31 protein-coding genes and 1 tRNA gene are annotated in these 25,022 nt (G+C 65.9%); 13 read left to right on the forward strand and 19 right to left on the reverse strand.

What is annotated here, in order from left to right; all coding sequences use genetic code 11:
- Positions 1-17: 17 nt before the first annotated feature.
- The 3 genes from AC3ANJ_RS06665 to AC3ANJ_RS06675 form a co-directional block, all read right to left on the reverse strand.
- Complete coding sequence (locus AC3ANJ_RS06665; protein WP_406245912.1) at positions 18-791, reverse strand: DedA family protein; 774 nt, start codon at positions 789-791, stop codon at positions 18-20.
- Positions 792-839: 48 nt separating this feature from the next.
- A tRNA-Leu gene (locus AC3ANJ_RS06670) sits at positions 840-921 on the reverse strand.
- Between the two features lie 56 nt (positions 922-977).
- Positions 978-1,541 carry a TetR/AcrR family transcriptional regulator gene (locus tag AC3ANJ_RS06675; RefSeq protein ID WP_488318797.1) on the reverse strand — a complete coding sequence of 188 codons (564 nt, stop codon included), beginning with the start codon at positions 1,539-1,541 and terminating at the stop codon, positions 978-980.
- Positions 1,542-1,671: 130 nt separating this feature from the next.
- Here AC3ANJ_RS06675 and AC3ANJ_RS06680 point away from each other — a divergent pair, with 130 nt between their 5' ends.
- Complete coding sequence (locus tag AC3ANJ_RS06680) at positions 1,672-2,118, forward strand: DUF6463 family protein (protein WP_488318798.1); 447 nt, start codon at positions 1,672-1,674, stop codon at positions 2,116-2,118.
- Positions 2,119-2,132: 14 nt separating this feature from the next.
- The gene (locus AC3ANJ_RS06685) at positions 2,133-2,498 is read left to right on the forward strand and encodes a DUF4345 domain-containing protein (RefSeq protein ID WP_488318799.1); all 366 of its coding nucleotides are present in this window, start codon (positions 2,133-2,135) and stop codon (positions 2,496-2,498) included.
- 12 nt (positions 2,499-2,510) lie between these two features.
- Here AC3ANJ_RS06685 and AC3ANJ_RS06690 read toward each other — a convergent pair whose 3' ends face one another.
- Positions 2,511-3,740 carry an ankyrin repeat domain-containing protein gene (locus tag AC3ANJ_RS06690; protein ID WP_488318800.1) on the reverse strand — a complete coding sequence of 410 codons (1,230 nt, stop codon included), beginning with the start codon at positions 3,738-3,740 and terminating at the stop codon, positions 2,511-2,513.
- A gap of 161 nt (positions 3,741-3,901) precedes the next feature.
- Here AC3ANJ_RS06690 and AC3ANJ_RS06695 point away from each other — a divergent pair, with 161 nt between their 5' ends.
- The 3 genes from AC3ANJ_RS06695 to AC3ANJ_RS06705 are packed head-to-tail and all read left to right on the forward strand — an operon-like array spanning position 3,902 to position 6,785.
- Complete coding sequence (locus AC3ANJ_RS06695; RefSeq protein WP_488318801.1) at positions 3,902-5,044, forward strand: TadA family conjugal transfer-associated ATPase; 1,143 nt, start codon at positions 3,902-3,904, stop codon at positions 5,042-5,044.
- Positions 5,041-5,901, forward strand: a complete 861-nt coding sequence (locus AC3ANJ_RS06700; RefSeq protein WP_488318802.1) for a type II secretion system F family protein — start codon at positions 5,041-5,043, stop codon at positions 5,899-5,901. Before AC3ANJ_RS06695 ends, AC3ANJ_RS06700 begins: the two co-directional genes overlap by 4 nt.
- Positions 5,898-6,785 carry a type II secretion system F family protein gene (locus tag AC3ANJ_RS06705; protein ID WP_488318803.1) on the forward strand — a complete coding sequence of 296 codons (888 nt, stop codon included), beginning with the start codon at positions 5,898-5,900 and terminating at the stop codon, positions 6,783-6,785. Before AC3ANJ_RS06700 ends, AC3ANJ_RS06705 begins: the two co-directional genes overlap by 4 nt.
- Before the next feature lie 115 nt (positions 6,786-6,900).
- Here AC3ANJ_RS06705 and AC3ANJ_RS06710 read toward each other — a convergent pair whose 3' ends face one another.
- The 5 genes from AC3ANJ_RS06710 to AC3ANJ_RS06730 all read right to left on the reverse strand — a co-directional run bounded on the left by AC3ANJ_RS06710 (position 6,901) and on the right by AC3ANJ_RS06730 (position 11,458).
- Positions 6,901-7,824: a hypothetical protein gene (locus AC3ANJ_RS06710; RefSeq protein ID WP_488318804.1), complete on the reverse strand. Its 924-nt coding sequence runs from the start codon at positions 7,822-7,824 to the stop codon at positions 6,901-6,903.
- An 89-nt stretch (positions 7,825-7,913) separates the two neighbouring features.
- Entirely contained in the window at positions 7,914-9,725 is a 1,812-nt protein-coding gene (locus AC3ANJ_RS06715) for a DUF4365 domain-containing protein (RefSeq protein WP_488318805.1), read from the reverse strand.
- 145 nt (positions 9,726-9,870) lie between these two features.
- Positions 9,871-10,608: a hypothetical protein gene (locus AC3ANJ_RS06720; protein WP_488318806.1), complete on the reverse strand. Its 738-nt coding sequence runs from the start codon at positions 10,606-10,608 to the stop codon at positions 9,871-9,873.
- Positions 10,609-10,612: 4 nt separating this feature from the next.
- Entirely contained in the window at positions 10,613-10,930 is a 318-nt protein-coding gene (locus AC3ANJ_RS06725) for a hypothetical protein (RefSeq protein WP_488318807.1), read from the reverse strand.
- Positions 10,931-11,119: 189 nt separating this feature from the next.
- On the reverse strand, positions 11,120-11,458 hold the full coding sequence (locus AC3ANJ_RS06730; RefSeq protein WP_488318808.1) for a hypothetical protein: 339 nt from the start codon (positions 11,456-11,458) through the stop codon (positions 11,120-11,122).
- A 257-nt stretch (positions 11,459-11,715) separates the two neighbouring features.
- On the opposite strand from AC3ANJ_RS06730, the gene AC3ANJ_RS06735 reads away from it, so the two are divergent.
- From AC3ANJ_RS06735 to AC3ANJ_RS06745, 3 genes are all read left to right on the forward strand, one after another.
- Complete coding sequence (locus tag AC3ANJ_RS06735; RefSeq protein WP_488318809.1) at positions 11,716-11,934, forward strand: helix-turn-helix domain-containing protein; 219 nt, start codon at positions 11,716-11,718, stop codon at positions 11,932-11,934.
- Between the two features lie 171 nt (positions 11,935-12,105).
- Positions 12,106-12,852 (forward strand): hypothetical protein, encoded by a 747-nt coding sequence (locus AC3ANJ_RS06740; protein WP_488318810.1) that lies wholly within the window; start codon positions 12,106-12,108, stop codon positions 12,850-12,852.
- Between the two features lie 87 nt (positions 12,853-12,939).
- Positions 12,940-13,656, forward strand: coding sequence for a hypothetical protein (locus tag AC3ANJ_RS06745; RefSeq protein WP_488318811.1), 717 nt, complete (start codon positions 12,940-12,942; stop codon positions 13,654-13,656).
- Between the two features lie 15 nt (positions 13,657-13,671).
- Here AC3ANJ_RS06745 and AC3ANJ_RS06750 read toward each other — a convergent pair whose 3' ends face one another.
- From AC3ANJ_RS06750 to AC3ANJ_RS06790, 9 genes are all read right to left on the reverse strand, one after another.
- A complete protein-coding gene (locus AC3ANJ_RS06750) occupies positions 13,672-14,316 on the reverse strand; it encodes a recombinase family protein (RefSeq protein WP_488318812.1) in 645 nt (214 codons plus the stop codon).
- Positions 14,317-14,693: 377 nt separating this feature from the next.
- A complete protein-coding gene (locus AC3ANJ_RS06755) occupies positions 14,694-15,275 on the reverse strand; it encodes a hypothetical protein (protein ID WP_488318813.1) in 582 nt (193 codons plus the stop codon).
- A 5-nt stretch (positions 15,276-15,280) separates the two neighbouring features.
- Positions 15,281-15,589, reverse strand: a complete 309-nt coding sequence (locus tag AC3ANJ_RS06760; RefSeq protein WP_488318814.1) for a WhiB family transcriptional regulator — start codon at positions 15,587-15,589, stop codon at positions 15,281-15,283.
- On the reverse strand, positions 15,586-15,957 hold the full coding sequence (locus AC3ANJ_RS06765; protein WP_488318815.1) for a hypothetical protein: 372 nt from the start codon (positions 15,955-15,957) through the stop codon (positions 15,586-15,588). Before AC3ANJ_RS06765 ends, AC3ANJ_RS06760 begins: the two co-directional genes overlap by 4 nt.
- Before the next feature lie 343 nt (positions 15,958-16,300).
- Complete coding sequence (locus AC3ANJ_RS06770; protein WP_488318816.1) at positions 16,301-17,518, reverse strand: AAA family ATPase; 1,218 nt, start codon at positions 17,516-17,518, stop codon at positions 16,301-16,303.
- On the reverse strand, positions 17,515-18,243 hold the full coding sequence (locus AC3ANJ_RS06775) for a bifunctional DNA primase/polymerase (protein WP_488318817.1): 729 nt from the start codon (positions 18,241-18,243) through the stop codon (positions 17,515-17,517). The genes AC3ANJ_RS06770 and AC3ANJ_RS06775 overlap by 4 nt, the downstream gene beginning before the upstream one ends.
- Positions 18,240-18,587, reverse strand: a complete 348-nt coding sequence (locus AC3ANJ_RS06780) for a hypothetical protein (RefSeq protein ID WP_488318818.1) — start codon at positions 18,585-18,587, stop codon at positions 18,240-18,242. Before AC3ANJ_RS06780 ends, AC3ANJ_RS06775 begins: the two co-directional genes overlap by 4 nt.
- Positions 18,584-18,802, reverse strand: coding sequence for a hypothetical protein (locus tag AC3ANJ_RS06785; protein WP_488318819.1), 219 nt, complete (start codon positions 18,800-18,802; stop codon positions 18,584-18,586). Before AC3ANJ_RS06785 ends, AC3ANJ_RS06780 begins: the two co-directional genes overlap by 4 nt.
- A gap of 649 nt (positions 18,803-19,451) precedes the next feature.
- Entirely contained in the window at positions 19,452-20,954 is a 1,503-nt protein-coding gene (locus AC3ANJ_RS06790; protein ID WP_488318820.1) for a recombinase family protein, read from the reverse strand.
- 161 nt (positions 20,955-21,115) lie between these two features.
- Here AC3ANJ_RS06790 and AC3ANJ_RS06795 point away from each other — a divergent pair, with 161 nt between their 5' ends.
- The 4 genes from AC3ANJ_RS06795 to AC3ANJ_RS06810 are packed head-to-tail and all read left to right on the forward strand — an operon-like array spanning position 21,116 to position 22,561.
- A complete protein-coding gene (locus AC3ANJ_RS06795) occupies positions 21,116-21,313 on the forward strand; it encodes a hypothetical protein (protein ID WP_488318821.1) in 198 nt (65 codons plus the stop codon).
- Positions 21,314-21,316: 3 nt separating this feature from the next.
- On the forward strand, positions 21,317-21,715 hold the full coding sequence (locus tag AC3ANJ_RS06800; protein ID WP_406245785.1) for a TadE/TadG family type IV pilus assembly protein: 399 nt from the start codon (positions 21,317-21,319) through the stop codon (positions 21,713-21,715).
- The gene (locus tag AC3ANJ_RS06805) at positions 21,684-22,139 is read left to right on the forward strand and encodes a TadE family protein (protein WP_488318822.1); all 456 of its coding nucleotides are present in this window, start codon (positions 21,684-21,686) and stop codon (positions 22,137-22,139) included. Before AC3ANJ_RS06800 ends, AC3ANJ_RS06805 begins: the two co-directional genes overlap by 32 nt.
- Entirely contained in the window at positions 22,136-22,561 is a 426-nt protein-coding gene (locus AC3ANJ_RS06810) for a hypothetical protein (RefSeq protein ID WP_488318823.1), read from the forward strand. Before AC3ANJ_RS06805 ends, AC3ANJ_RS06810 begins: the two co-directional genes overlap by 4 nt.
- A gap of 3 nt (positions 22,562-22,564) precedes the next feature.
- Here the strand turns inward: AC3ANJ_RS06810 and AC3ANJ_RS06815 are convergent, their stop codons facing one another.
- On the reverse strand, positions 22,565-23,821 hold the full coding sequence (locus AC3ANJ_RS06815; protein WP_488318824.1) for an MFS transporter: 1,257 nt from the start codon (positions 23,819-23,821) through the stop codon (positions 22,565-22,567).
- Positions 23,822-23,889: 68 nt separating this feature from the next.
- Here AC3ANJ_RS06815 and prfB point away from each other — a divergent pair, with 68 nt between their 5' ends.
- Positions 23,890-24,999, forward strand: a complete 1,110-nt coding sequence (gene prfB / locus AC3ANJ_RS06820) for a peptide chain release factor 2 (RefSeq protein WP_406245781.1) — start codon at positions 23,890-23,892, stop codon at positions 24,997-24,999.
- Positions 25,000-25,022: the final 23 nt, after the last annotated feature.

Here is a 25,022-nt window from a genome sequence, read left to right on the forward strand (position 1 = left end):
CGCCCGATCCGTGCGGGTCAGTGCTTGCCGTCGCCGTCCAGGTCGGGTGCGCGATCGAACACCTCGGGGTCGAGGGTGAGTTCCGTCGCCTCGACGGCATCGGTCTCCGGGTCTCCGCCCGCGGCGAGTTCCTTGCGGACCTTGTGCCGCTCGGAGAAGTAGTGCCACAGCGTGATGATCGCCGTGCCGCCGACCGCGGCCAGGAGGATGAGGTCGATGTAGCTCTCGACGAACTCCGCGATCCACGGAACGAACCCGATGACGTAGCCGAACATCGTCAGGCCGAAGCCCCACAGCACCGCGCCGATGAGGTTGTAGAGCGTGTACTTGCCCTTGTGCATGTGCCCGACACCTGCGGCGACCGGGGCGAACGTGCGCACGATAGGCACGAAGCGCGCGAGGATGATCGTCAGCCCGCCGTACCTTTCGAAGAAGGCGTTCGTCCGCTCGACGTTCTTCCGGCTGAACAGGCCGGACTCCTTGCGTTCGAACACGGCGGGTCCGCCCTTGTGCCCGATCAGGTAGCCGACCTCACCGCCGACGAACGCGGCGAGCCCGATGAGAAGGGCGACCCACCACACGCTGATGCCGAACACGCCGTTCGGCGCGTACGACTGCGGGTGCGACAGCAGGCCGGAGATCACCAGCAGCGTGTCGCCGGGGAGCAGGAATCCGATCAGGAGTCCTGTCTCGGCGAAGATGATGAAGCACACCACGAGCAGGGCCCAGGGGCCTGCGGCGCCGATGATCGTCGCCGGGTCGAGCCAGGGGATGAGCGCGATGTGGTGCATGGTGTCCCGTCTTGCAAGGCGGTCGAGCGCGCGTGTGCGCGCCCTGCGTGCGGAAGGTGGGACTTGAACCCACACGCCCGAAGGCACAGGAACCTAAATCCTGCGTGTCTGCCAGTTTCACCACTCCCGCGCTGCGCTCTGCAAGTCTAGCCGGGGCTCCGGACGTATCGCGGGTCGGGGGAATCGTTACGGGTTTCCGGAAATGCCGAGGATGAGACTCGCCGCACCAGCCACGACCTCGTCGCGAGAGCGGCCGAGGTGTTCTGCCGCGATGATGTGCCGGCCGATGGCGAGGCAGAAGGCGGCCAGGCAGCGCGCCTCGACCTCTTCCGGGTCGGTGCAGTAACTGCCGATGGCCACCCGCAGGAGGTCCATCCGTCGATTGTCGACGCGACGCAGACGCTCGGCGACATCCGCGTCCCGCCGGGCCCAGGAGCGCACCGCCAGGTCGATCGGGAGCACGCGATCATTCGAGAACGTCAATCGGCCGGCGAGACGCGCCTGATCGACGACGTCGCCCTCGGCCGCCTGGACGCGGTCGATCACGTCGTCGACGGCTTCGCGTTCCCAGACGTCGAGCATCTCGCGCAGCAGTTCGTCGCGATCTGCGAAGTAGCCGTAGAAGCCGCCCTTGGTCACACCGATGGCTTTGGCCAGCACCTCGATACGCACCGCGTCCACCCCGTGCTCTGCGAGGACGCGGAGTCCTTCTTCGATCCACTTCTCGCGTGGCGTGCGCAATGCGCCCATGAGATCCGCTCCTCTTGTTGTGCGGCACCGTATAACAGGCGTATGGTCAGCTTGTACGGCATCGTATAAATGTCGGGGACAGCAGTCTACGGGAGGTCCGGATGCCGGCGCTGACGAACGGAGACGTGGGATGAAAAGATGGGCTGGGTGGTTGATCCTGGCATTCGGCGTGCTGCACACCATCGGCGCCTTCACGCTGCTCGGGGCAGCGCAGCACGCCCCGGGATGGCTCGGCGGGGAGCTCTGGACGGAGAGCCTCTTCGAGATGAATCCGACCATGGGCTTCTACTGGCTGACGGTGAACAGCTTCGGCCCGTCCTTCGTCGTGATCGGCGCGACGGTGCTGTGGCTGGATCGGCGCGGCATCACCCCGCCGGTCTTCATCGCGTGGTTCCTGGCCGCATGGACCGTGATCGACTGCGCACTGTCGGGGCCAGGAGTCGGACAGAGCGTGATCGTCCTGGCTGCGGCGGTGCTTCTGCTGCTCGCACGGCGGCGGGTCGGCGTGCGTGATTCGGTCGGGGCAGGAGCGCCTCCGCGCGCTCTGCAGAGCGATCAGGTCCTGTCCTCGCCCTGACCATCCTCCTACGGGTGGTCGCCCTCAATGCCTTCGTCACCGGTGGGCTGTGCCTGATCTTCGGCCCGGATCTGCTTTCCGCAGGAAGGGAAGTCGCGCCGAATCTCGCGCAGGAATTCCGTTTCCTGTCGGTGTGGTGGATCGCTGCAGGGATCTACCTCTGGTCGCTCGGCTCGCGCGCGGCCCTCGCGGTGGGCGAGCTGAGGGTGGTGTGCGCAGCGCTTTTCGTCTCCGGGATCGCCCGGTGGACGTCGTTCGCGACCCACGGCTGGCCGGATGCGTTCTTCGTCGTCATCGCGGTCATCGAGCTGCTGGCGCCGCTGCCTCTCCTGTGGCTGCAGCAGGCGCACGTGCGCGGCCTCCGCCGTGCGATGGCCTGAGCCGAGACCCGGTCACCCGCCCAGCAGTGCGGTGATCTCGTCGAAGCCGCGCTCGCGCGCATGATCCAGCGCGCTTCGGCCGTTCGCGTCGCGGATGCCGGGATCGGCGCCTGCCGCCAGCAACAGGCGGACGATCTCCTGCTGCCCCGCCCCGCCGTCGCCGAAGACGACGGCCTCGAGCAGCGCGGTCCACCCGTTCAGGTTGACCCTGTTCAGGTCGATGTCCAGCTGTACGGCGCGGCGGACGTAGTCGACGTGGCCGCGTTCGGATGCCGGGTGGACCGGGGTTCCGCCGCGGCGATTCGCGATGGCCAGGTCGGGCTTTCCCGGCAGCAGCGCCTCGAGCATCGGAACGCTTCCGGTGACTCCCGTCATGACCCACGGCGTGTCACGGCGGTAGTCGTAGGCGTCCGGATCGGCGCCCATGGCGACGAGCAACCGGGCGACGGCCACCTGATCGGTCATGACGGCGAGCATGAGCGGAGTGCGTTGCAGCTCGGCATCCCTCGTCTCGAGATCGGCTCCGGCCCGGAGGGCGATGGCCGCGGCATCCGCATCACCGGACTCGGCGGCCACCAGCAGAGCGGCATCCGGATCTGCCGGCGCCGGCGAGGTGAGCGCGGTCCGGAGGGTGAGTTCCCCGGTGGCGCGTCCGCGCTGCTCGGCCATCTGCAGCGGCGTGAGCTGCTCGCTGCCGGACGGCCGGTCGAGCTCCGCACCGCCGGCGACCAGGGCGCGAAGCGTCGTGGCGTATTCCGGGGTGTCCTCGCCGAGCCAGATCGCCTCGTGGACCGCCTGATATCCGATCCGGTTCACGTGATCGCGGTCGATCCCCGACTGGAGGAGTTCGCCGACGACGTAACCGTGTCCGCGCTCGGCGGCACGGATGAGACCGGTGCCGTTCCAGCTGTCCTTGGCATCGACGTCCGCCCCTTCGGCCAGGGTGAGCCGCAGCAGGTCGAGATACCCCTCGCTTGTTGCGACGAGGTAGGCGGACTGCTGGGTCTCATCCTGCGCGTCGACGTCCGCACCTTCGGCGATCAGTTCGGCCGCGCGCGGAAGATCGTTCGCCCAGGCCGCGGCGATCAGGGAAGCGTCGACCGCACGCAGGGTGGAAGCTTCTTCGTGCACGGTGCTCTCCTCGGGGGACTTCGGTCGGGAACTCTCGGCGTCCGCCGTGCAGGCGACGAGCACGAGGGAGAGGGCCGCCGCGAGGGCGGGCAGGAATCGTCTGCGGCGCACGAGGGACCTCCCGGAATCAGTGTCGCTTCGATTCTGCGACGTCCGAGCGCGTCGCGCGTCGCCCGACCGATCCGTTCCGACTGGCCGATCGGATGATGCGCGTCGAGTTCACCTGTGGATAACTTCCGAGGCCCTCGGCCGATTCTTGCGAGGATGCACGGGTGAGCCATCCAGCATCCGTCGTCGCCGACCGAGTGCGACGGCGTCTGCGCGCGGATCGCACCGATCCGTCGATCGATCCTGTCGAGGCCACACGCATCGCGCAGGCGGAGGTGCGTCGCCACAACGACCTCGCGCTGTCTCGCGGTGAGGCCATGGTCGACGACGAGATCGCCCTGGTTCGGGAGGTCCTGGCCTCCGTCAACGGATACGGGCCGCTCCAGCCGCTGCTGGAGGACCCGGCGATCGAGGAGATCTGGATCAACGGCACGGACCAGGTCCACATCGCGCGAGGCGGCGCCACCGAGCGGATCCCCTTGCGGTTGACGGATGCCGTGATCCGCGACCTCGTCGAGCGGATGCTGCAGTCGACCGGGCGGCGGGTGGATATCAGCCAACCCTTCGTCGACGCCTCGCTCCCTGATGGCTCGCGACTGCACGTCGCGATCGCGGATGTGGTCCGTGGCGGCTGGGCCGTCAACATCCGCAAGTTCCTCCCGCGGTACCGGACGCTCGACGCGCTGGTCCAGCAGGGCGCGATGCCCGCCGACGTCGCCGAAATGCTCAGCAGGGCGATGACGGAAGGGCAGAGCGTGCTCGTCTCCGGAGCGACGCACGCGGGCAAGACCACCCTGCTGGGCGCACTGCTGGCTTCCTGCGCGGGCACGCAGCGCATCATCACGGCGGAAGAGACGTTCGAGCTCGCCGTCGACGGGCCGGATGTCGTCGCGCTGCAGGGACGGCAGGCGAGCCTCGAGGGCACCGGCGAGATCACGCTCAGGCGGCTCGTGAAGGAGGCGCTGCGCATGCGGCCCGACCGGTTGGTCATCGGCGAGGTCCGAGATGCCGAGGCGCTCGACCTCGTGCTCGCACTGAACACCGGAGTGCCCGGCGCCGCCACGATCCATGCGAACTCGGCGGCAGAGGCGCTCGAGAAGCTCTCGATCCTGCCGCTGCTGGCCGGCCGCAACATCGACCGCTCCTTCATCGCGCCGGCGATCGCCTCATCGGTCTCGCTGGTCGTGCACTGCGCGCGGGACGCGGCGGGACGACGTCGGGTCGTCGAAGTCCTCGCGCCGACGGGTGAGGTCGTCGAAGGCCGCATCATCACCAGGGCGATCCATCGCGCGGAGGCCGCCGCATGACACTGTTGGTCGGCGCTGCGCTCGCCGCAGGTCTGCTGCTGTGCGCATCGCCATGGCTGTGGCCGCCGCGCGAGCGCACGCCCGTGCCCGAACGGCGCACGGGCGCGCTCACGAGCCTGCTCGAAGAGGCCGGCCTCGGCAGCGTCCGTTCGCGCACACTGATGATGGTGATGGTCGCGCTGGCAGCGGTCGCGGCATCCGTCGTCTGGCTGATCACCGGGCTGGCTGCGCTCGCCGTCATCGCCGCGCTCGCCGCAGCGGCGGCACCCATCACGTACCTCCGCGGACGGCGGCTGAGACTGCGCAAGGCCCGCCGCCAGCTCTGGCCGGATGTCTGCGACCTGCTCATCGCCGCGATCAGAGTCGGACTGTCGCTGCCGGATGCCGTGGCCGGTCTCGCCGATTCGGCACCGCAGGCCGTGCGCCCCGCGTTCGCGGTCTTCGCGCGGGATCTGCGTGCCACCGGGCGGTTCGAGACGAGTCTGGATCGGCTGAAGGCCACGCTCGCCGACCCGATCGCGGACCGCATCATCGAGACGCTGCGGATGGCGCGTCAGGTCGGCGGCACCGACCTCACGGGCGTGCTGCGGGCGCTGTCGTCCTCCGTGCGGGCTGACGCCGCTCTGCGCGGCGAGGTCGAAGCGCGGCAGTCCTGGATCCACGGCGCCGCAGTGCTCGGGGTGGTCGCGCCGTGGGTGATCCTCGGGCTGCTCGTGATGCGTCCAGAGGGCGCCGAGGCGTACGGCACGCCGGAGGGCGTCCTCGTGATCGTCGCCGGCGCGGCGATCTCGGTTCTGGCCTTCCGCATCATGGTCCGCATCGGACGCCTCCCCGAACCGAAGAGGTGGTTCGGATGACGGTGGTGACCGACCTCGCGATCGCCGTGCTGCTCGGCGGGCTGCTCGCCGGTGGCGTTCTCTGTGTGCTGGCTGCGCTGCCGCGCTGGCGCGCTGCTTCGCTGAGCGTGCGGATCGCCCCCTACGTGCGCGATGTGGTTCCCGATGCGCTGCTGCCGCGGGGGATCCTGCCCACCGCCGGAGTGCTGTCGGTGTCTGGGCGCACGGTGTGGGACCGGCTGCGCGGCGCCTTCGAGCGCCTGGTGGGCGGCGGAGACGCCCTGCGGATGCGTCTCGCGCAGGCAGGAAGCCCTCTCGAAGCGAGTGCGTTCCGTGGTCGTCAACTGGCGTGGGGACTCGGCGGGCTCACCGCCGGCGCAGTCATCGTCATCGCGTTGGCGCTCGCCGGAAGGATGTCGGCACCGACCGTGGTGCTGCCGATCCTGACGGGGGTCTGCGTGGCCGCGGGCTGCGACATGCTCCTCACCGCACGAGCCAGAGCCAGGATGACCCGGCTCGGCGAGGAGCTGCCGACGACGCTCGAGTTCCTCGCGCTCTGCCTGTCGGCGGGCGAAGGCCTGCTGGACGCGATCCGCAGGGTCGCCGCGGTCGGATCAGGAGAGCTCACCGAGGAACTGCGCCAGGTCGTGCTGGCGGTGAACACCGGATCCCCGCTCGCCGATGCCCTCGGCGAGATGGCATCGCGGCTTCAGCTTCCCGGTCTCTCCCGCGCGGTGGATCAGCTCGTCGCGGCCCTCGAACACGGTGCACCGCTGGCCGGTGTGCTGCATGCGCAGGCGTCGGACGCGCGCGAAGACGCGAAGCGCGGGCTGATCGAGCAGGCAGGACGCAAGGAGATCCTGATGCTCCTCCCACACAAGATTGGATTTACACCTTACCGATGAATGATCTCGACGTTGCCTCTCCGAACTGCCCTAACTGCCTAGAGCCTATGCAACCTCGGGCGGCTTGGTGGTTCTGCCAGCGGTGCCATGTAAGCGTTGAAGTCTGACTCTTCGTCTAGCGGGTTCGTCGAATTGCCTCTACATACGGAGCAAGTATCGCGTCGATCTTCTCGCGGTCTTCTGGTGAGAGGTCGGGAGTCATCGACCCAGTCCCCGCAATAACACCGCTGCCGATCGCAAAGGTCGGGTACCCCTCGTCGGGGTCCCCGTCGCCATTTGGTGGTTCCCAGGCGCATGGAAGCGACTCCGGATTGAAACGCTGTGCTTGGATGCGATCCACGATTGCGTTGAGCTGCACCGCGAGAAGTGTCAATACTTCATCTTCGTCTGGCGCGACGAATGTCCAGGCGTCCCCCTCAGCCCATTCGTCACCATCGCCGACGCGCTGAGAGCCCGCTGGGATGTTCCCAGTGACACCCGCCGGGCCGTGCAGACCTGCTCGCAGGATCCCATCCTGGTCGAACACTGTCGCCCATCTATAAGGCTGCTTCGCCGCCGGATGATCAATGAGCGTACGAAAGTCTCTGGCTGCCCGTAGCGTGTCCCACCTAGGTCGGAAGAGTCCGATGCCTGCCATCCACTCTAAGAATTTCTCATTGCTCGTATGAGGCGGGTTGTCAAAAACCGATGGGAACCGCTTCGTAAGGCTCGCCATAGTTGATACAGCAGCGTAGTAGCTCAGGAAGAAGTCTTTCGTGGCGTCAATGAGCGCGGCTTGAACTGCTTCGCTGGGTCGAGCGCTTCGGTCTAGCCTGCTCACTGGAATAGCCCGGCGACGGGCCGACTCGACCGAATTGCGGTGCCGCAACAGGTCGCCAAGGGCGCTGCCGAACGCGAGGATGACGGTGCGCTCACGATCGTTCAGCGTGCTGTGATGCGTCGCCACATGCATCCAATACGCGAGGTAGCCGGGGCCGACCCTGAAGAGCTCCGCTTCTGCGGACCCGTTATCGTCGTTATCTGCTGGCGCGCGATCCATGCGTCAAAGGTAGCGACTCGGACATGGCTCGGGACGCATCGGATTCCGCGCGCCCGGAGACGTGATCTGTGACCCGGCTCCCGATCACGTCATCGATCTAGTTGCGGGGCGGTTGGGACGAAGTCCGATTCATAGCTTCCACTATCAGAGTGGCGTCGCCACTCCATTGGTGGTTCCGGTAGCTTGACCGCTTCGAAGAACTCAAGGAAATGGCTACGCGCTTCTTCAGTTAGCAGCGGATACTCGAGAAGCTCCTCAGCGAAGGAGGACCCGAAGTATTGCCAGGCGCAAATCATGGCGTCGTAAGCGACGCGAAGTCGTGACTCATCATCCTCGCTCTCGTTCTGCAGCGTATCGATCAAGAGGTCGATCCAGAGATAGCCCGCAGTGTTGATGATGACGGCCGCCGTCAAGCTTGCGAGCAACGAACTCTTTTCCGGATCACCTGACCACGAGGATGCAAGACCGGTGTATGCCCAGCCATTAAGTGCGTCGGCTCTGATCGCGGCCATGGACGTAGCCTCAAGAGCTTCGGCGGAGTCATCGGCGGGCTCCGGGTAGAAGTCAGGGATTCCGATGCCGTTCCTGTCTTGTTGTTCGATCCCCAGCTCATCGACAATCAATCGAAGTGCGTTGTAGCTCAGGCGCCACTGCGCGCATTCGGGGTCGTCCCAGATCGGAGCGTCGTAGAACGTGTCGCGCGCCTCTCGGTAGCGGCCGGTGCGCATCTGAACGTCGGCGAGATAGGCCTGAGCTCGCGCTTCACCCAGCTCTATCGCCTTCCGGTAACAGTTCTCTGCCTCGCCCGTTTGTTGCGCAGACCAGTGGGCGGACCCCTTTTCTCTCCACCAGTAGCCACGGCTACGGTATGCAGGATCCGCTTCCGCCGCCTCCTCGTAAAGCGTGATGGACTCTTCGGGGTCGATGGTTCTGAGCGCGCTCGCAGCGTTGTACAGACCCATCGCGGGACGCGCCCACCCTCTGGCTGCGTCGCGAATGGTATAAGCAACAGCTCTTCCAAGCTCTGGGGTCGGGCCTGCCGCAGAGATAGCCGCAAGCGCGATGTCTCTGGCGGGATGATTCTCAACAGCGCTGGTGCGGCGGAGCAGTGTTAGTACCGCGGCGCTCTCGCCGCGCCTGGTCAGAAGCGCCACGGCGTACCCGAAATCATATGCTTCGAAGAGTGTGCGAGTGTCATCGACAACCAGCCTGAAGAGCTGGACGCACAAATCTTCGGCTCCGACATGCGCGCATGAGAGTGCCAACGAGGCGATAATGTCCGATCCGACTGCACCGTAGTCGCGCTCGCCATTGAACTCCCACGTGAGTTGTCGGGAGTAGCTTCCACGCATGCCCGCCATGACGCGGGACTCTTCCACAGACACCCTCAGGTACGGAAGAGACGGATTGCTGTGTACGACGCGGAAGAAGGAGGGAAGCGCGGACAATTTCTGCGCGATTGCCCGTTTGAGGGGAGCGGCAGGTTGCCCATAGAAGCTGCTGCCGGTCAGGTAGACGTCAATCGGTAGGTGCCGAGTAAGTTCCCGAGCCAAACGCCAGGCACGGGCTTCCTCTGCCAGCTCGGCCGCTGAACCCGCATCCAGGATGCTCTCGCATCGCACCTGTCGGCTCTTGGTTTCCGGATTCTCGTCATGCGGGAGCAAATGTGCCCAGCGGTACCAAAGCGTCTCGGTCGAGTCGTGTCCGATGACAACCAGAGTCGCATCGGGAGTCTGATCCCAATAGTTCAACGTAGTGCGCTTGATCGACTCAGCGGGCTGGTGCCCACTTCCTCGATCCGTTGACTTCAATTGAACGTTGAAGAAGATGCCGGTTGTGCGGCCGTTCTCGAAGACCTCGACACGGCGGTCGATTCCGTAGTCTTCCGCTATCGGGTGCACTACCCACTCTCGCGGCAGGGTGTTCTCGAACGCCCTATTGGACCAGGAAGATCGCGAGTGGTTGGGGTGCCTCGCGGGTAGGTCATGTTCTGGCGGCATGCTCTCAACATATTGCAGGTTACGGTGTCGCCCTCGGTTCGCTCAGTCAGGAGAACATCTGGTTGAGCACCGTCAGGTCGCCCGAGTCCAGCGCCTCCTGAATCTGGTCGATCACCGCCGGGTCTGTGAACATGGCCTTCAGCTCCTCGTTCCAGATGCGCCGCATGGTGTCCACGTCGCCCGCATCGGAAGCACGGCCCATCGCCTCGATGGCTTCCTGATACGGAATCTGCTGGAAGCCTTCGCCTGCTTCATTGGGGTTGTGGTACGGCACCCACGTAACGGCGGGGTCGGGGTTAAGCCGCAGCACCTGGTCGGGGTGAATGTCCCGTGTGTGGTTGAGCGTGTCGAGCATGATGCCGTTGTAGATGCAGAGCCGCTCGCCAACCACCGTCGCCACGTCGCCGGGTGCAACGGTGTAGGACACGATGTTGCCCTTGTCATCGAGGCCCACCGTGCCAGTGGCGAAGTTGCGCGCGCCCTGATCGACGATCTTCCCGGTTACTTCGGCGCTCATGCCGGTGATGTGGATGTAGGCCGGGGTCTCGCAACCTTCGGGGCTACCCGTGGGGACAGAGGTTCCATGGCCGACGTCCACGTAGCCTGAGGGGAGGCCTGCATCCGCGTTGGTTTCGGCAGCGCTCGGCTTCGGCGTGGGGCTGGCAGCGGGCTTCGAGCTGGCGTCAGACGCCTGGGGCATGGTCGTGGCACTGCACCCTGCCAGCGCCGCGACGGCAAGGGCGAGCGCGACGAGTGCTGGGGCGAGCTTAGCTGTGCGCGACATGCGATCAACCTCCGGTGTAGCTGCTCAGGACGACCGTGAACCCTGCATCGGCGCACGCTTCGTACAGGTCGGCACCGAACACGGGTCCACCGGGTGTGCCGAAGTTGGTGGGCGCAGTGCCTTGGACTGCAGGCACTTCCTCTTTGAGCGCCGCAAGCGCTTCGGCCACGGGTCCTTCGCCGGCGGATGGGATGTTGGCCAGCACACGCGACGCGAGGGCATGCCAGCCGCTCCGCTCCTGCTGGTCCATGCGGTCCTCGTTGAACGCGACGTCCACGTTGCCCACGATGGCCACGACATCACCGAACGCTGCACAGGTCACCTCATCCGGCGCTGCTGTCGTCTCTGCTGCCGGTGCAGCGCTGAGGGTCGGGGTGATGCTCGGTGCGGGCCCCCTCGGACGTCTGGACTGCCGCTGGTGCTGTGGTGGTGCACCCGGCGAGCGTGGTCGCGGCTAACGCGAGCGCGGCAAGGGCCACGCTGAGCTTGGCTGTACGGGACATGGTGCTGATCATACGGACAGCACCAGTTGGTTCAGGAGCCCCCGAATCTGCTCAGCTTCCTTATGCGAGACGCGGAAGCCGATTGCCTGCGACGACGACGTTACGGAAACCACCGTGTTGATCATGCCGTCGCGCTTGGTCGTCACGCCGCTGATCGCCTTCATCGGGATCATCTCGGTCCCTGCCTTGCCGTTCTTCACACCGGTTACCAGGAGCGAAGCACCGCCTGTCAGAACTCCCGCAGTCAGCTTGCCCCCCGACACCCCGCGTGCCATCTTCCACTCGATCCGATCCCGGAAGATCTGGACGTCAGCGTTCTTGCCGTTGATGTGCGACTTGAACGACATGAGCGCACCATCTGCGGAGTACGCCGTTGTCTCATCGGGAGCAGCAGCCGTCGCGACGGGCGGCGTCGGCGGAGGAGGCGGGGTCGGTTGCTTCTGTCGGTGCTGATCGGTCCAGGCGGTCCCGTCCCAGTACGTCTCCCAGTCGTCTCCGTTCGGGTACCACCCTGCTGACATGCTCACTACGGTTACCTCGATCCTCTTGTTGATGTGACTCATAGTCCGTGGACTCATTGTCACCTTAGCGTGAGCGTTGAAGGATGCCCGTCACACCCCACAGAGCCGCCTTCGGTGCGCGCGTGCGTGAGCTCAGGGCCGGGCATGGTTGGTCGCAGGAGGACTTCGCGCATCGAGCGAACCTCGACCGCACCTATGTGTCAGGCATCGAGCGTGGCACCCGTAACCCGACGCTGGATATCATCCATCGGCTCGCTCGGGCGCTGGATGTGCCTGCCGCCGACCTGTTCCGTCAGCCGTGAACAGATCGTTCCCGTCGCGCGGTGGCTCGATCCTCTCCGAGTAGCTGTCTCTGGCTCAGGCGCAAGGCGTAGACGCGCGTTTTCGCCTGAAACAGCAAATTGCTAGCGGGGGAGTGGTGCCGTGCGGGATGTCTTGCGGCCACGTTCGCACCCCGCTGGGCACAATGAAGCATGACCTTGTTGGAGCGGGCGCGCGACCTCGCCACGAAGCATGTTGCACTGGCGGTCTCGCTTTCACTCGCGATCTTGGTCGTGTTGCGCGCTCTGTACTTCGCACGGTTCGATCTGCCGGTCGCCTTCGCGGTGTTGACGCTTACCAACCAGGCGACGCTACTCATCACGACGCTCGCGTTGTTTCTGGTCGTTGGACTCTCGATTGTTTGGGTGTTGGATCCCGGCGGGCACGTGAATCGGGTGCATGAGGCGGGCACACCCCGCGTGATCGTCTTCGGCACCACTATCGCGGTTACTGCGCTGCTCCCGTTGATCTACGGCTCCTTCATGACGCCGATCATGGTTGCGCTGGTAACCATCGCTTTCATCGCGGTTATTGTCGGGAGGATCTGGCGGGCGCGGCGCAAATCTCGTCCCAAGTCAAGAAAGAGTCGCGGGGCCTGGGCGGCAGGTCTTGTATCCGGAACGGTCCTAGTTTCGCTGCTCGGACAACCTTGGATGCCGTCCGAGCAGATAACGACCGGGCCCTCCGGCGAGACTGTTGCTGGCTACATCGTTGGCGAGCAGGCCGGTCAGCTACTCCTGCTTGATCGCAGCCGCAAGCCGGTTTGGATCAAGGTATCGGATATCTCTAACCGCGAAGTATGCGAGATCAATTGGCTTCCGCCGGATCTACGGTGGGTTGCCACTCCTGTTTTTCGGGCTGGAAGCGCACCGACGCCAGTCGAGTGCGTGGATGAATAGTGCCGCGCGCGCTTCGACCAGAGCGGCATGACCGGGGTTGCGCGAGCCTAGACGGCTCGTGTGCGTTGCTTCGCGATACTTGACATCGTGAACGGCATCGACCCAGCGGAGGCCATAGACGTTGCCTCAAAGGCGCTCGCCGCCATCGTGTCGATGGTTGGACTGGTGGTGGCGATCGGCCAGGGGACCCGTCCTGCAATTCTGAAGCGCCGAGTGAAATGGCTGCTGGAGACGATTGAGCATGAGCAAAATGAAGCTCGATTAGCGACTCTCAGGGAGATGCTCCGTAACGCGAACGCTTCTCTCGTCGCGGGCGTCCTCGTGCCAGGTTGGAGGTTCTTGCCCCTAGCGGCCTGGATGCTTCTCGGACCGGCCCAGGCATTCGCGTGGGCGCAGAAGGATGCAGACATCTGGAACATCCTCGGCGCGGTCGTGGTCTCGATCGTGCTCTCGGCGACCCCGATCCGCAGGGGAGTACGCCTGCTCGCGGAGCGATACCGTGTTGCGCACGAGTATCACGAGGGAGCCGAACCTGTGCGGCGGGCTCGAGTCGGCCAGCTGAATCAAATGGAGGGCGGTACTCGTGCCGAGTTTGCCTTCGCACTTGCTGGAGGGCTGGGCATCAACGCCGTCGCAGTCGGCGTCGCGCTGGCCTACCTTGACCTAGTCGGTTGGGGTGTTGCCGTGGGTCTCGCAGGAGCGGCGCTCACCGTCGTTATCGCGTTGGTCATCCACGGCTACGCGCGAAAGCGGGTAGGAATCTATGGCCCGTGGTCAGTGGGAGAAGAGCACGCGCACTACTGACGGCCTGCCGGCGAGTCACACCAAAGTAGATGCAGATGTGTAGGCGCGGCGCACTGTGGACTCATGCCAGCGAGGCAGGCCGGTAGGCGACAGCACCCCTTCGGCCGTGAGGGCATCTGCGATGCGGCAGAAGCTGAGGCCCTCACGCTCGCGGTCGAGGACGATGCGCCGGAGTACACCAGCCGGAATAGCGGTGCGGCGTCCGTTGTGTTCACCGCGTGCTTTGCGAGCGGCCAGCGCCTCTCGGGTACGGCTGGCGATCAAGTCACGCTCCAACTCCGCGAAGGTGGCGAGCATGTTCGCCATCGCTCGGCCGCCGGGGGTTGTGAGGTCGAGTGCGTTGTCCAGCACGACCAGTGCCCACTTCTGTGTGATGGCCGAGTCGATGATGGCCGAAGCGTGCCGCACCGAGCGCGCGAGCCGGTCGAGCTTGGCAACGATTAGACCGTCGAACTGACCGGCGCTCAGCATGTCTAGTCCGCGGCGCAGTTCGGGGTTCACGTGCTTGCCGGAGCATCCTAGGTCGCGGAACAGCTCGTACGTCCAGCCTCGTCGCTCGCACGCCTCCTGGATCGCGGCTTCCTGAGCCTCGACTCCCAGACCGGAACGTTCCTGCTCCTCGGTGCTGACGCGGATGTACCCGATCATGTGCTTGATCACCGTGTGGCCTCCTCATGTGTGCGGCGGAAAGGTCCGACACCGCCTTGCGCCTGAAGCTTGCCTCAAGGCGCCAAAGCTTCGCAAGTTGCGAACTTGCATCCATCTTGACTGCGCATTCTGCTGAATCTGACCTGGCTGCCGTGGTGCGCTGCTGGCCCGCTGGCGCTGCTCGGTGCGGCTGTCTCTCACGTCTCCGCTGGCGAGATAGCAGCGTGCGGGGTAGGTGCGGGCCTGCCTACGCACGCCAGGCGCGCACAGCAGACAGCACAGCGCCCCCACCGATGGAGAGACGGATCGGCAGGGGCGCTGGCCGCTGGGGTCACTACGCCCCGGCGAGGGTGAGGGGCTGAAAGGAAGTACCCCGCACCCGGTCTGTGTTACTCGGCGGGACTCTTGTACGACATGCTGTTCGCCATGTTGTACGCGCCGTCGGACGTGACCGACTCGACGTAGGCCAGAGCCTCAGCCACGCCGGACGTCGACGGATGCGCAGCTTTCCAGGCGTCGGCCACGTCGACCCAGCCGTTGTTCCGGCCGTGGGTGCCGATGGCGTGTGCCATGGACTCGTCACCGTTGTGCACCGCGTCACGGAGCGCTGCCAGGGCGTCACGCTCGGTCTCGATCTTGCGTGCACGCTCGCTGGCGTCACGGCGCAGCATAACCGACGCGGCATCGGTCGGCTGGTTCTGGTGCGACGACAGCTCCCGCTCCAAGCTGGACTTGAGGTTGCTCACGTAGGCCTCCTGCTCGCCCCTGATGGACTTGAGCTGTGCGCCTGTAGCCGTGTCGAGCTCGGCCAAGTCAGCGGTCTTAGCGGCGTCGGTGAGCCGATCATCCCGGAGGATCTCCTGCCGCTTGGCGTAGTACGCCTTCTTGATGCTGGCAGCGCGGTCGTGGTAGCCGTGGATCTTGCCGGTGAGCTCGTTCTGGACGCTGAGGGGTGTGTGCTTGATAGCCATGATGGTCATTCCTTCTGTTCGGTGATGGGTGCCGGGGTAACCGCCTCGGCGTCGGTGTCTGCGGTGGGGTCGGCTGCCCGATTGCGCTTGGCTGATCGCTGACGGCCTGCCCAGAATCCGGACTTCACCCCGGCTGCCTTGGCGTAGGCAGCACACAGGATGAACACGGGGCAGCCAGCACAGATGTAGCCGCACGCCTCCTGCTCCTCGTTCGTGAGCCGGTCAGCTGTGAACAGGGGATTATCGGTGCAGCGAGGGGTCACTTCATCCAGGGCGCTACTGAGCGCAGCCCATGCGGCGTCTTCCGCAGTCACGGCGTGGCCCTGTCCCACGGTCGCCGTCGTTCCGGAGAGCGCTCCAAGGGTGTGCCATCCTCGTCGGGCGGCGTGGCGTGATAGCCCCGCGTGGTGAATGCTGTCCACACGTTCGGCACGATCTCGGTCTTGCGGGTGACGGTCACCACGCGGATGAGTCCCGCCTGCCGTGCGTTGTATGTCAGCGCCTTGACCATCTGATGGCTGAGGCCGGTAGCGTCGATCAGTTCGTCGCGGGTGCAGTCGCCCTCGGATAGCAGCGTCCACAACAGTTCCCACGCTTCGGTCAGATCGGAGTAGAGGTCGGCGGCCTCACCCCGCACGACAGCGCGATACGGATTGGCGTCGGGTGCTTTCGTGGCGCTCATGATTGTTCCTCTCATTCGTGAATTCATGTGTCGGTGCTGCCAGCCGTGGCGACCAGCAGATGGCTCGTTCCGCGGCAGGGCGCATGCACGTTGCGGCGCGGGGTGTGTCCTCCTGCCTGGCGTTGGACCCGGCCACACAGCCGGTGTGGTGCTCATGGCGTCATGCCGTTCAGCCGGGGACACGTCGGGTCGTGGAGGACCGTGGCGTGATGCACCCCGAACTGATCCCGCGTCACCTCGCCGGCGACCGAGTCGCAATCCGGGCACTTGTAGGACTTCGCGTACTGCACCGCGTGGGGGTCGAGCCGTGCTTTCCTCGCCTGTGCTCGGCGCTGTTGCCTGTTCATCGCCGCCTCCGAGCAGTCGTGCGCCTGGCACTACCCCCTGAGTTACGTGAGTTGGAGTTACCTCTCAAATCACTCACATCAGGGGTACTGACATCAGGGGACTTCTTGGCAACTCTCAACTCAGGCAACTCAGGGGTTACACCCATTAGCGCGTAGGTGCCCGCAGGGTCCTTCGTGAGCAGCCCACGACGATGGAGGCGGCTCAGTGCGTTCCGTACGGACTGCTCCTGCGCGGTGGCCTTCGGATCGCGCCGGTAGACCTTGAACGCCTCGGCAGGCGACATTGCACCGTGTACCCGCAGCAGGTCCATCAGCTCGGTTCCAAGGTCACCCTGCTTCGAGGCCTTTTCTTGGCGGTGGCGCTCCATGGCGTTCTGTCGGGATTCCGCGAGGCTCCGGCCGTCGAGCGCCCAGCCATCGGCACCCAGGACGATCGCGTACTCGTCGCCTTCAACGTCGCGCAGCTCGCAGATCAGCGTGGCTTCGGCCTCGCGCCGTTCCGGCCGGTTCAGCGCGATGATCCCATCAACGGCGGCAGTGAGGCCGTGCGTGCCCGACGAGGCATCAACACTGTCGCCTTCCTTGGCCTTGCGGTTGTGATGCACGACGATGATCGACGCGCCGGGGTCGTCGGCGCATAGCTTCTGCAGCGGCTGCAGAGTCGCCTTCTCATGCTGGAACTGCGTCATCTCGCGGGGACGGCTGCCCATCACGCCCGACAAGGTGTCGAGGATGACCAGCGGCGACTCACCCTGGTGCTCGTCCAGGAACGTGCGCAGCACATTCAGCGCAGTGTCCGGATCGGTGTGGTACTCGAAGCTGTCGGGCAGCGGGCGTCCGCCAAGCAATGACTTCAGCCGACTTTGCAGCCGACGCTCGCCCGACTCCAAGTCGAGCACGAGGACAGGGCGCTGCCGAACCTTGATCGCCCCCAGCGCCTTGCCACCCTTGGCGCATGCGATGGCGAGGTCGAGCGTGAGCAGGCTCTTGCCGATCTTCGGAGCGGCGATCAGCAGGTGGCAACCGTCCGGCACCATGCCCGGGATGATCCAGTCCAGATCGGGGAACTCCCGCGCCAGCAGGTCGCTGCCCTTCTTCGGAGCGGGATTGGCCAGCGCCTCGGCTACGTCTTCGCCGAAGGTCGGTTCGGTGTCCTTGCGAGTCGCCTTGGGCACGCGCCTACGGGGCGTCTTGCTGGTGGTCTTGGTAGTCACTTCTGCGTTCCGTTCTGTGCGGACTCGACCACGCGGCGAGCCTCATAAGGGGTGAAGCCGATGTCCTCAGCGGCCTCGATCAATCGGACAATGTGTCGCTGACTGCCCCCGGCCTCGTTCACGCGGCGCGCGGCCCAGTGCAGGCCGTTGTGACGCTCGCCCTTGGGGAGCGCGCGCACCCACGAGACCAGCCCGCCAATGTCGTATGTGCCTTCACCACGCGGCTCGGAAGGCATCTCAAGCACCAGCCGCGCCAGCTCGAGCGGCATGTGCTCGATGGGGCGACGGTTCCACCTGTACGGCTGGCCGGTTTCGGGGTGGATGCTCGGCGGCATCACGAGGTAGCCGTTGGTCTTGAAGTCGATGCCTGAAGGCAGCCGCATGCCGCTTACCCGCTCCCATGGGCGGACGTAGTACAGATGCCAGCCACCCGACCCGCTTCGGGTCGTCAGCGTCGGCGTCAGCGGCACCCCGGCTGCCAGTTCGAGTGCCCGGCGCGAGCCGCCATTGCGCGGGTCAATGTCGAAGACCACGACGTTCTCGGGCACGGGGCAACCGATGTTCCACTCGTCGTCGGCCCACCACTCGCGGATCAGCTTCGGCTTCCTGGTGGCGTCGTGAACGCCGTGCGGCGTCAGGCCGGTGGTCGGCTTCTTGCCTTTCAGCGGAAGCACCGCCCAGTCAGCGGCAGCCAGCTGCAACGCGGCGCGCAGCATGCGGCTCATGCTTCGACCTCGCCCCGGAGCGCGCGCTGGTGGCGGATCTCTTCAATTTCGTCGTCGTCCCACTCGACCTCGCCGTACATGCGCAGCGGTCGGTCAGGGCCGAAGCGGTAGATCGTGTGGTACTTCTGGTCCAGCAAGCGCCCGTTGAATGTCGAACTCAGCGCCAGCAGCATGCTCTCCCGGTCGGGGAAGGTGTACACCCGATACTCGGGTTCGTCGCGAGTGCCATTGAGCACGGCGTAGCCGTACAGATGCTCACCACCGGGCACCAGCAGCACGGCGTCGACCGCCGTTTCCAGGTGCTGATCGTGGATGGACTGGTTCGGCTCGAAAGGGGCGCTCATCGTGCACCGCCAGATCGCAACAGTGACGACAGCCGGTGAATCTGCTGGGTGGACAGCGGAGGCGCTGCCGCAAGGTTGCGTTCGATGGCTTCGGCGATCTTGGCCTCGGCCAGGTCGCGACGGCCCTTGGCGACCCGCTCAGGGTCGTGTAGGCGTGTGCCTACGGCGATGTCAGAGATCGCCTTGGTGGCGCTCGGTGGAAGCGTGATAGACACGGGAGTTTCCTCTGCGGGTTGAAGAAACCCCCGCGAAGAGGCTCGACCGATGTCCGGTCACGGCACCTGGAGCATCCAGGCATTTTGATGCCGCAATGTGACCCTGATTTGTATGCCGCCGATCACCAGCGGTGTGAAGTTGTGAAGTCGGGTACGAGCCTACAGCACCAGTTCGCCCGTGGCCTGCGCCAACCGGAGGCGTTCCTGCAGGTCTTCGTGGAGGGGCTGTTCGTCCCGGCCACACGGGCACTTGAAGCGGGGTGTCGGATAGCTCTCCAACGACCCGTCCTCCAGCCGCCTGATGTAGACGTCACGGTCGGAGCCGTGCCGGTCTATGCGCTCCCAGGTGTCATCGCTGGCTGACCACTGGTATCGCGCCAGCCTGCGCTTCGGGTGTGGGCCTGAACGGGCTGTGCCCTTGCAGACCACCTTGACTTGAGATTGCATGTTTGCTATTATGCTGCACCCGGGCAGTGGCTCACAAGCGGAATGTTTGCGCCCAGCGAGCGAAAAGCCCTGTCCAGGAGAGATAATGGAGTCCGCAAAATTGCCTTGCCCCCGGCGTGTTGCAGCCGCCAGCCGGGGCTACACCCGGCAGCCCCAGGCGTAAGGCGTAGTCGGCCCTTTCAGCCTGTGGGTGCGGAGGCTTTCAGCTACGCCACACGATGCGGATCAGATCGGGGTCGAACGACCTGCCGCTGCCTTGTGGCTCAATGATGACCTGGGCCAGCTCCTGGATGATGGCGCGCTGGCTGTCGATGTGCAGCCCCGCCCATGTCTGACGCGCCAGCGGCCCCACGATGTCCACCGGCACGCGCGCGGGCATCGACTCGGCCACGGTGCGCTCATGGGCGGCGCGGTCGGCACGCAGACGCTCGGTGATGCGCCGCAGCTGGTCGCCAGTGAGCACGCCCTCTGCAAACTGATCGGCAGCCGTGGCAAGGCGGGCGTCGATCGCCGCCATAGCGTCCCGCGCCTGTTGTGCGGCACCGGCGTCACCCCGGCTGAATAACTGGGCGGCATCCGGCTGCTCAAGGCGGCGCAGGATGACTTCGGTCACGAATTCGTCCACATCGGATTGCTTGCGGCGCACGCGGTGGCACTCCACGCAGACGTATGCAGGTGGCTGACGCTTGGCTCCACCCGATTTGGTGGATGTCATGCGACCGGGCGCGCGAACCATCCTGCCGCCACAGGGCACCAGCTCGCCGTCAGCGTCCACAGTGCCGTCGCATCGGCCACACGTTGCCACCCCCGACAGCAGATGAACCGGCGTGCGCCCGCCTGTGCCCTGTGCGCGGTTCGGGTCGGTCAGCACCGCTTCAATGCGGGCGTGCGTGTCTTCGTCCAGGATAGGCGGGTGCAGTTCGGGGTTGAACGTGCCGACGACCTTGCCCCGGTGCGTGCGCAGCCCGGCCAACGACGGACGTCGGATCATCTGTCGTAGTGTGATGCCCTGCCAAGGGATAGGCGCAGGTGCAGGCACATCCTCACGCTCGGCCTTGCGGGCCTGTTCGCCTGTGCGGGGCGACGGGATGCCGCGCTCGTTCAGGTCTGTCGCGATGGAGCGTAGCGAGCTGCCGTCCAATATGCGGCGCGCAGTCTCACGGATCACGGCAGCCTCAGCCTCCGCCACGACATCACGCCCAGCCTCGCGCCGGTAGCCGTAGCCAGGGCGCGCGGTGGGACGTCCTAGCGATGCCTTCTGGTCGTTGGCCCGCGCCACACGTTCAGCCGTGCGTTCGGCCTCCGCAGCGTCGACAGCCGCCTTGATGCGTGCCACCATGCGACCGTCAGCCTTAGAGAGGTCGTCATCCCCGCTGACTACCGTGCGGATCACGACTCCGTGCTGCTCGTAGAGCACGATCAGATCTTCTAGCTCCAGCGGTCGTCGCGTGATGCGGCTGTTGCTGTAGGCGATGATCGTGGAGAACTCGCCTGCCCGTGCGCGCTCAAGCATCACGGGATAGTCCACCCGTGGCTTACGGGTGCGTGTGGACGCTCCGATGTCGTTGTCGCTGAAGACGGAGACGATATCGATACCTGCTTCCGCAGCCAGCTTCTTGCAGTCCTCGAGTTGGCGCTCTACTCCGAGCGCTTCGCCCTCGCGGTCATCTGAGATGCGGGTGTAGATCACGCCGTAGGTCGCCATGTAGAAAGGTTACTACCCCATACTGTGCCCGCTCGTGTTCTTGATTCTGCCTCTTTCTGTTCTTTTTGCTGTCTTTCCGGGACTCTTCATCCTCCGGCTCGGTCTCGGCTGACACCTTCGACTCCTATGACATCTCGCAGACCCCTACGAAAGGAACAGACATGAATCGACTGCGACAGTGGCGCACCCGACTCGCGGGACAGGCTCGCGCCCTCATCGAGGACGAGACGGGGGACGTGCCGGGGTGGGTGCTCGTGACTTTGATGACGGCAGGCCTTGTCGTTCTCATCTGGGCTGTGGCCGGGCCCGCACTGACGTCGCTGTTCGAGCAGGCGATCGCGCGCGTCTCAGGGATCTGAGCCGTGCTCCGCCGGATCGTGCGTGACGAGGACGGGTCGAGCCCTGTCGAGTTCGTGCTCGTCGGCTCGATCCTCACGGTGCTCACGCTCGCGGTGCTGCAGCTCGGGCTGGCGATGTACGTCCGCAACGTCGTGCACGACGCCGCGGTCGAAGGCGCGCACTACGCAGCGCTCGCCGACACAGCGCTCGAAGACGGCGCCGCCCGTACCGCCGACGTGATCACGACCGCGATCGGCGGCGACTACGCCGAGGACATCACCGTCAGCGCGCGCGCCGAGTCCGGCCACGAGGTCGTCGTCGTCCGCGTGCGCACGGCGCTGCCGGTTCTCGGACTCATCGGGATCCCTTTCGGGCTGGAGGTGGAAGCGGATGCACCGATGGAATCGCTGGGCGCGGAATGACGACGGCTCCGCGGCACTCGAGTTCATCGTCGTCGGGGTGATACTGCTCGTCCCGCTCGTCTACCTGGTCCTCACGCTCGGTGCCGTGCAGGAGCAGACCCTCGGCGCCGAGGCGGCCGCCCGGCATACGGCGCGCGCCATGGGCCAGGCCTCGGATGCCGATGCGGCCGCCACCCGCGGCGATGCGATACTCGCCGACGTGATCGACGAGTACGGGATGGATCCGGCAGCCGTGCAGGTTTCCGTCGTCTGCACGCCGGCATCCGCGTCGTGCCCCGCGCCGGGTGCGACGGTCGTCGTGACGGTGTCGACCAGGGTTTCGCTTCCGTTCGTGCCGCCCGTCCTCGGGCTCGACACCGTCGCCGCGATTCCGGTCGAAGCCGCGGCGGCCCAGAAGATCTCCCGGGTCTGGGGATCCGGATGACGGCGCTGCGGAAGCGGATCGCGGACGAAGACGGCAGCATCCTGCCGCTCATGCTCGGATATGCCGTGCTGGCCATCGCCGTGATCTTCGCGTGCGTGTGCGCGACCGACCTGTACATCGCTCAGAAGCGACTCGATTCCCTGGCGGATGCCGCGGCGCTCGCCGGATCAGACGGGTTCGCACTCGTCGTGGAGGGCGAGACCGCACGGGCAGTGCTCAGCGACGCCGGTGTGCACGAGCAGGCCGCAGCGGTCGTCGCCGCGGTTCCGGGGGACGCGGCGCTGGTGTCGGCCGAGGCTCCTGACGGGGTGACGGCGCGGGTCACTGTTGCGTCGACGTGGCATCCGCCGCTGTTCTCGCCTTTCGTGCCGGATGGCGTGGCACTGGAGGCGTCGGCGACGAGCCGTACCGCGCTGCGGTGAGTGTCAGTCGCGCTGGCGGGGGCTGAACCGGGGGATCCAGCGCAGGAAACCGAGGGCCCCGATGAGTCCGACCACGCCCATCAGTCCGGTCGCGACGGACAGCGAAGCGATCGCCGTCACGCCGGACACGATGAGCGGGGCGACGGCACCGCCGGCATCCGTCAGCGTCCTCCACGATCCCAAGAACGCAGCCGGTTCCGTCTTCGGGGAGACGTCAGCACCCAGGGTGAGCAGGATTCCGCTGGACAGGCCGTTGCCGACGCCCAGGATCGCCGCGCACATCCCGAACCAGAGCACCGCGGCATCCCCGTCGTGCGTGAACGAGAGCACGACGAACCCGCTGCCCATCAGCACCATCGCAGGCAGGGCTGCCCAGAGCCTGCCGAACCGATCCATGACCTGGCCGCTGGCGTAGAACAGCGCGAAGTCGATCGCGCCAGAGACTCCGACGACGAGGGCGATCGTCTGGGCATCCAGACCCAGCGACACGCCCCACAGCGGCAGGACGACCTGGCGAGCCGAGCGGACGGCCGACAGGGATGCCGCGGCGAGCCCGAGCCGGCCGAGCACGCCACGGTGATGCCACATCGTGCGGAAGATCCCCGGGCGCTCGATCGTCGGGATCGATCCGGACACGGCTTCTCCGGTGTCCTCGATCAACGTCCCGTTCGAGGTGACCGGGGGAGTGGTCCGCTCCGGGTCCGGGCCGAAGAGCACCAGCACCACCATGACGGCGAGGCACGCGAGGAAGAACCAGATCGCCGCCGTCTCGTCACCGAACACCTGCAGGAGCGCCGCCGTGACGAACGGCCCGATGAAGATCCCGAGACGGAAGCTGCCGCCCAGCAGCGAGAGCGCACGGGCGCGGAACGCGATCGGCACACGCGTCGTCATGAAGGCGTGCCTGGCCAGCCCGAAAGCCGCAGCGCAGAACCCGAGAAGGAACACCGCGGCGGCGAAGACGCCGATCGCGGGTGCGAAGATCATCCCCACGACGGCCAGCATCGAGATGACCCCGGCGATGACCATCGTGAACCGTTCGCCGATGCGCGCGACGGCCCAGCCCGCCGGAAGATTCCCGCACAGCTGACCGACCACGAGCGCCGATGCGACCAGCGCGGCCGATGCGACATCGGCACCCATGTTCGCGGCGATCACGGGGATCAGCGGGAGTACGGCGCCCTCGCCGAGCGAGAACAGGATCGTCGGCAGGTACACCATCGGCCCGAAACTCCTCAGGACCGCTGACGCGCTGCTCATCACGCGCCACTTTACCCGCGGCGGCGCGGCCTCTCGCAGCCGCGCGAAGCAGGATAGGCTGGGGTGTCATGCTCGAACTCGATCTTTCCGCCGAAATCCAGGCGCTCAGGCAAACCTTCGGCGACATCAGCGAGGTCGTCGATGTCTCCCGTCTCCGCGATGAGATCGCGCGACTCAGCGAAGAGGCCGGTGCACCCGATCTCTGGGACGACACCGAGCGCGCGCAGAAGGTGACCAGTGCGCTCAGCCACCGTCAGTCCGAGCTCGCGCGCATCACCGGCATCGCGCAGCGGCTCGACGATCTCGAGGTCCTCATCGACCTGGCCAACGAGATGGGCGACGAGGAATCCGCGCTCGAAGCACGCAGCGAACTGACGGCGCTCACCGAGCTCATCAACCAGCTCGAGGTGCAGACGCTGCTGGACGGCGAATACGACGAGCGCAGCGCGATCATCACGATCCGTTCCGGCGCCGGCGGCGACGACGCCACCGACTTCGCCGAGATGCTGATGCGCATGTACCTGCGCTGGGCCGAGCGGCACAAGTACCCGGTGAAGGTCATGGACACGTCCTACGCCGAGGGTGCCGGCATCAAGTCCGCGACGTTCGAGATCGACGCGCCCTATGCCTTCGGCACCGTCTCGGTCGAGGCAGGCACGCACCGTCTCGCCCGCATCAGCCCGTTCGGTTCCGCCGACAAGCGCCAGACGTCGTTCGCAGCGGTCGAGGTCATTCCGCTGATGGAAGAGGCCACAGAAGTCGACATCCCCGAGAACGACATCCGCGTCGACGTGTTCCGCTCATCCGGTCCCGGTGGCCAGTCCGTCAACACGACCGACTCGGCGGTGCGCATCACCCACCTGCCCACCGGCATCGTCGTGTCGATGCAGAACGAGAAGTCGCAGATCCAGAACCGCGCCGCCGCCATGCGCGTCCTGCAGACCCGCTTGCTGCTGCTGCAGAAGGAACAGGAAGCGGCGAAGAAGAAGGAGCTCGCGGGCAACATCACCGCGAGCTGGGGCGACCAGATGCGCTCGTACTTCCTCTACGGTCAGCAGCTCGTCAAGGACCTGCGCACCGGACACGAGTCCGGCAACCCCGCTGCCGTCTTCGACGGCGACCTGGACGGGTTCATCTCGGCAGGCATCCGCTGGCGCAAGCGTCGCGACGACGACTGATCCGTCTCATACGAAAGCGGCCC

The organism is Microbacterium sp. STRO-1N (genome assembly GCF_057748015.1).

Coding starts and splice junctions, on each gene's coding strand:
- AC3ANJ_RS06795 (WP_488318821.1), top strand. CDS start 21,116: ATGAATCGACTGCGACAGTGGCGCACCCGACTCGCGGGACAGGCTCGC.
- AC3ANJ_RS06710 (WP_488318804.1), bottom strand. CDS start 7,824: ATGGATCGCGCGCCAGCAGATAACGACGATAACGGGTCCGCAGAAGCG.
- AC3ANJ_RS06665 (WP_406245912.1), bottom strand. CDS start 791: ATGCACCACATCGCGCTCATCCCCTGGCTCGACCCGGCGACGATCATC.
- AC3ANJ_RS06755 (WP_488318813.1), bottom strand. CDS start 15,275: ATGGCTATCAAGCACACACCCCTCAGCGTCCAGAACGAGCTCACCGGC.
- AC3ANJ_RS06765 (WP_488318815.1), bottom strand. CDS start 15,957: ATGAGCGCCACGAAAGCACCCGACGCCAATCCGTATCGCGCTGTCGTG.
- AC3ANJ_RS06700 (WP_488318802.1), top strand. CDS start 5,041: ATGACACTGTTGGTCGGCGCTGCGCTCGCCGCAGGTCTGCTGCTGTGC.
- AC3ANJ_RS06810 (WP_488318823.1), top strand. CDS start 22,136: ATGACGGCGCTGCGGAAGCGGATCGCGGACGAAGACGGCAGCATCCTG.
- prfB (WP_406245781.1), top strand. CDS start 23,890: ATGCTCGAACTCGATCTTTCCGCCGAAATCCAGGCGCTCAGGCAAACC.
- AC3ANJ_RS06805 (WP_488318822.1), top strand. CDS start 21,684: ATGCACCGATGGAATCGCTGGGCGCGGAATGACGACGGCTCCGCGGCA.
- AC3ANJ_RS06675 (WP_488318797.1), bottom strand. CDS start 1,541: ATGGGCGCATTGCGCACGCCACGCGAGAAGTGGATCGAAGAAGGACTC.
- AC3ANJ_RS06680 (WP_488318798.1), top strand. CDS start 1,672: ATGAAAAGATGGGCTGGGTGGTTGATCCTGGCATTCGGCGTGCTGCAC.
- AC3ANJ_RS06705 (WP_488318803.1), top strand. CDS start 5,898: ATGACGGTGGTGACCGACCTCGCGATCGCCGTGCTGCTCGGCGGGCTG.
- AC3ANJ_RS06730 (WP_488318808.1), bottom strand. CDS start 11,458: ATGTCGTTCAAGTCGCACATCAACGGCAAGAACGCTGACGTCCAGATC.
- AC3ANJ_RS06775 (WP_488318817.1), bottom strand. CDS start 18,243: ATGAGCCGCATGCTGCGCGCCGCGTTGCAGCTGGCTGCCGCTGACTGG.
- AC3ANJ_RS06720 (WP_488318806.1), bottom strand. CDS start 10,608: ATGTCGCGCACAGCTAAGCTCGCCCCAGCACTCGTCGCGCTCGCCCTT.
- AC3ANJ_RS06735 (WP_488318809.1), top strand. CDS start 11,716: ATGCCCGTCACACCCCACAGAGCCGCCTTCGGTGCGCGCGTGCGTGAG.
- AC3ANJ_RS06780 (WP_488318818.1), bottom strand. CDS start 18,587: ATGAGCGCCCCTTTCGAGCCGAACCAGTCCATCCACGATCAGCACCTG.
- AC3ANJ_RS06815 (WP_488318824.1), bottom strand. CDS start 23,821: ATGAGCAGCGCGTCAGCGGTCCTGAGGAGTTTCGGGCCGATGGTGTAC.
- AC3ANJ_RS06740 (WP_488318810.1), top strand. CDS start 12,106: ATGACCTTGTTGGAGCGGGCGCGCGACCTCGCCACGAAGCATGTTGCA.
- AC3ANJ_RS06790 (WP_488318820.1), bottom strand. CDS start 20,954: ATGGCGACCTACGGCGTGATCTACACCCGCATCTCAGATGACCGCGAG.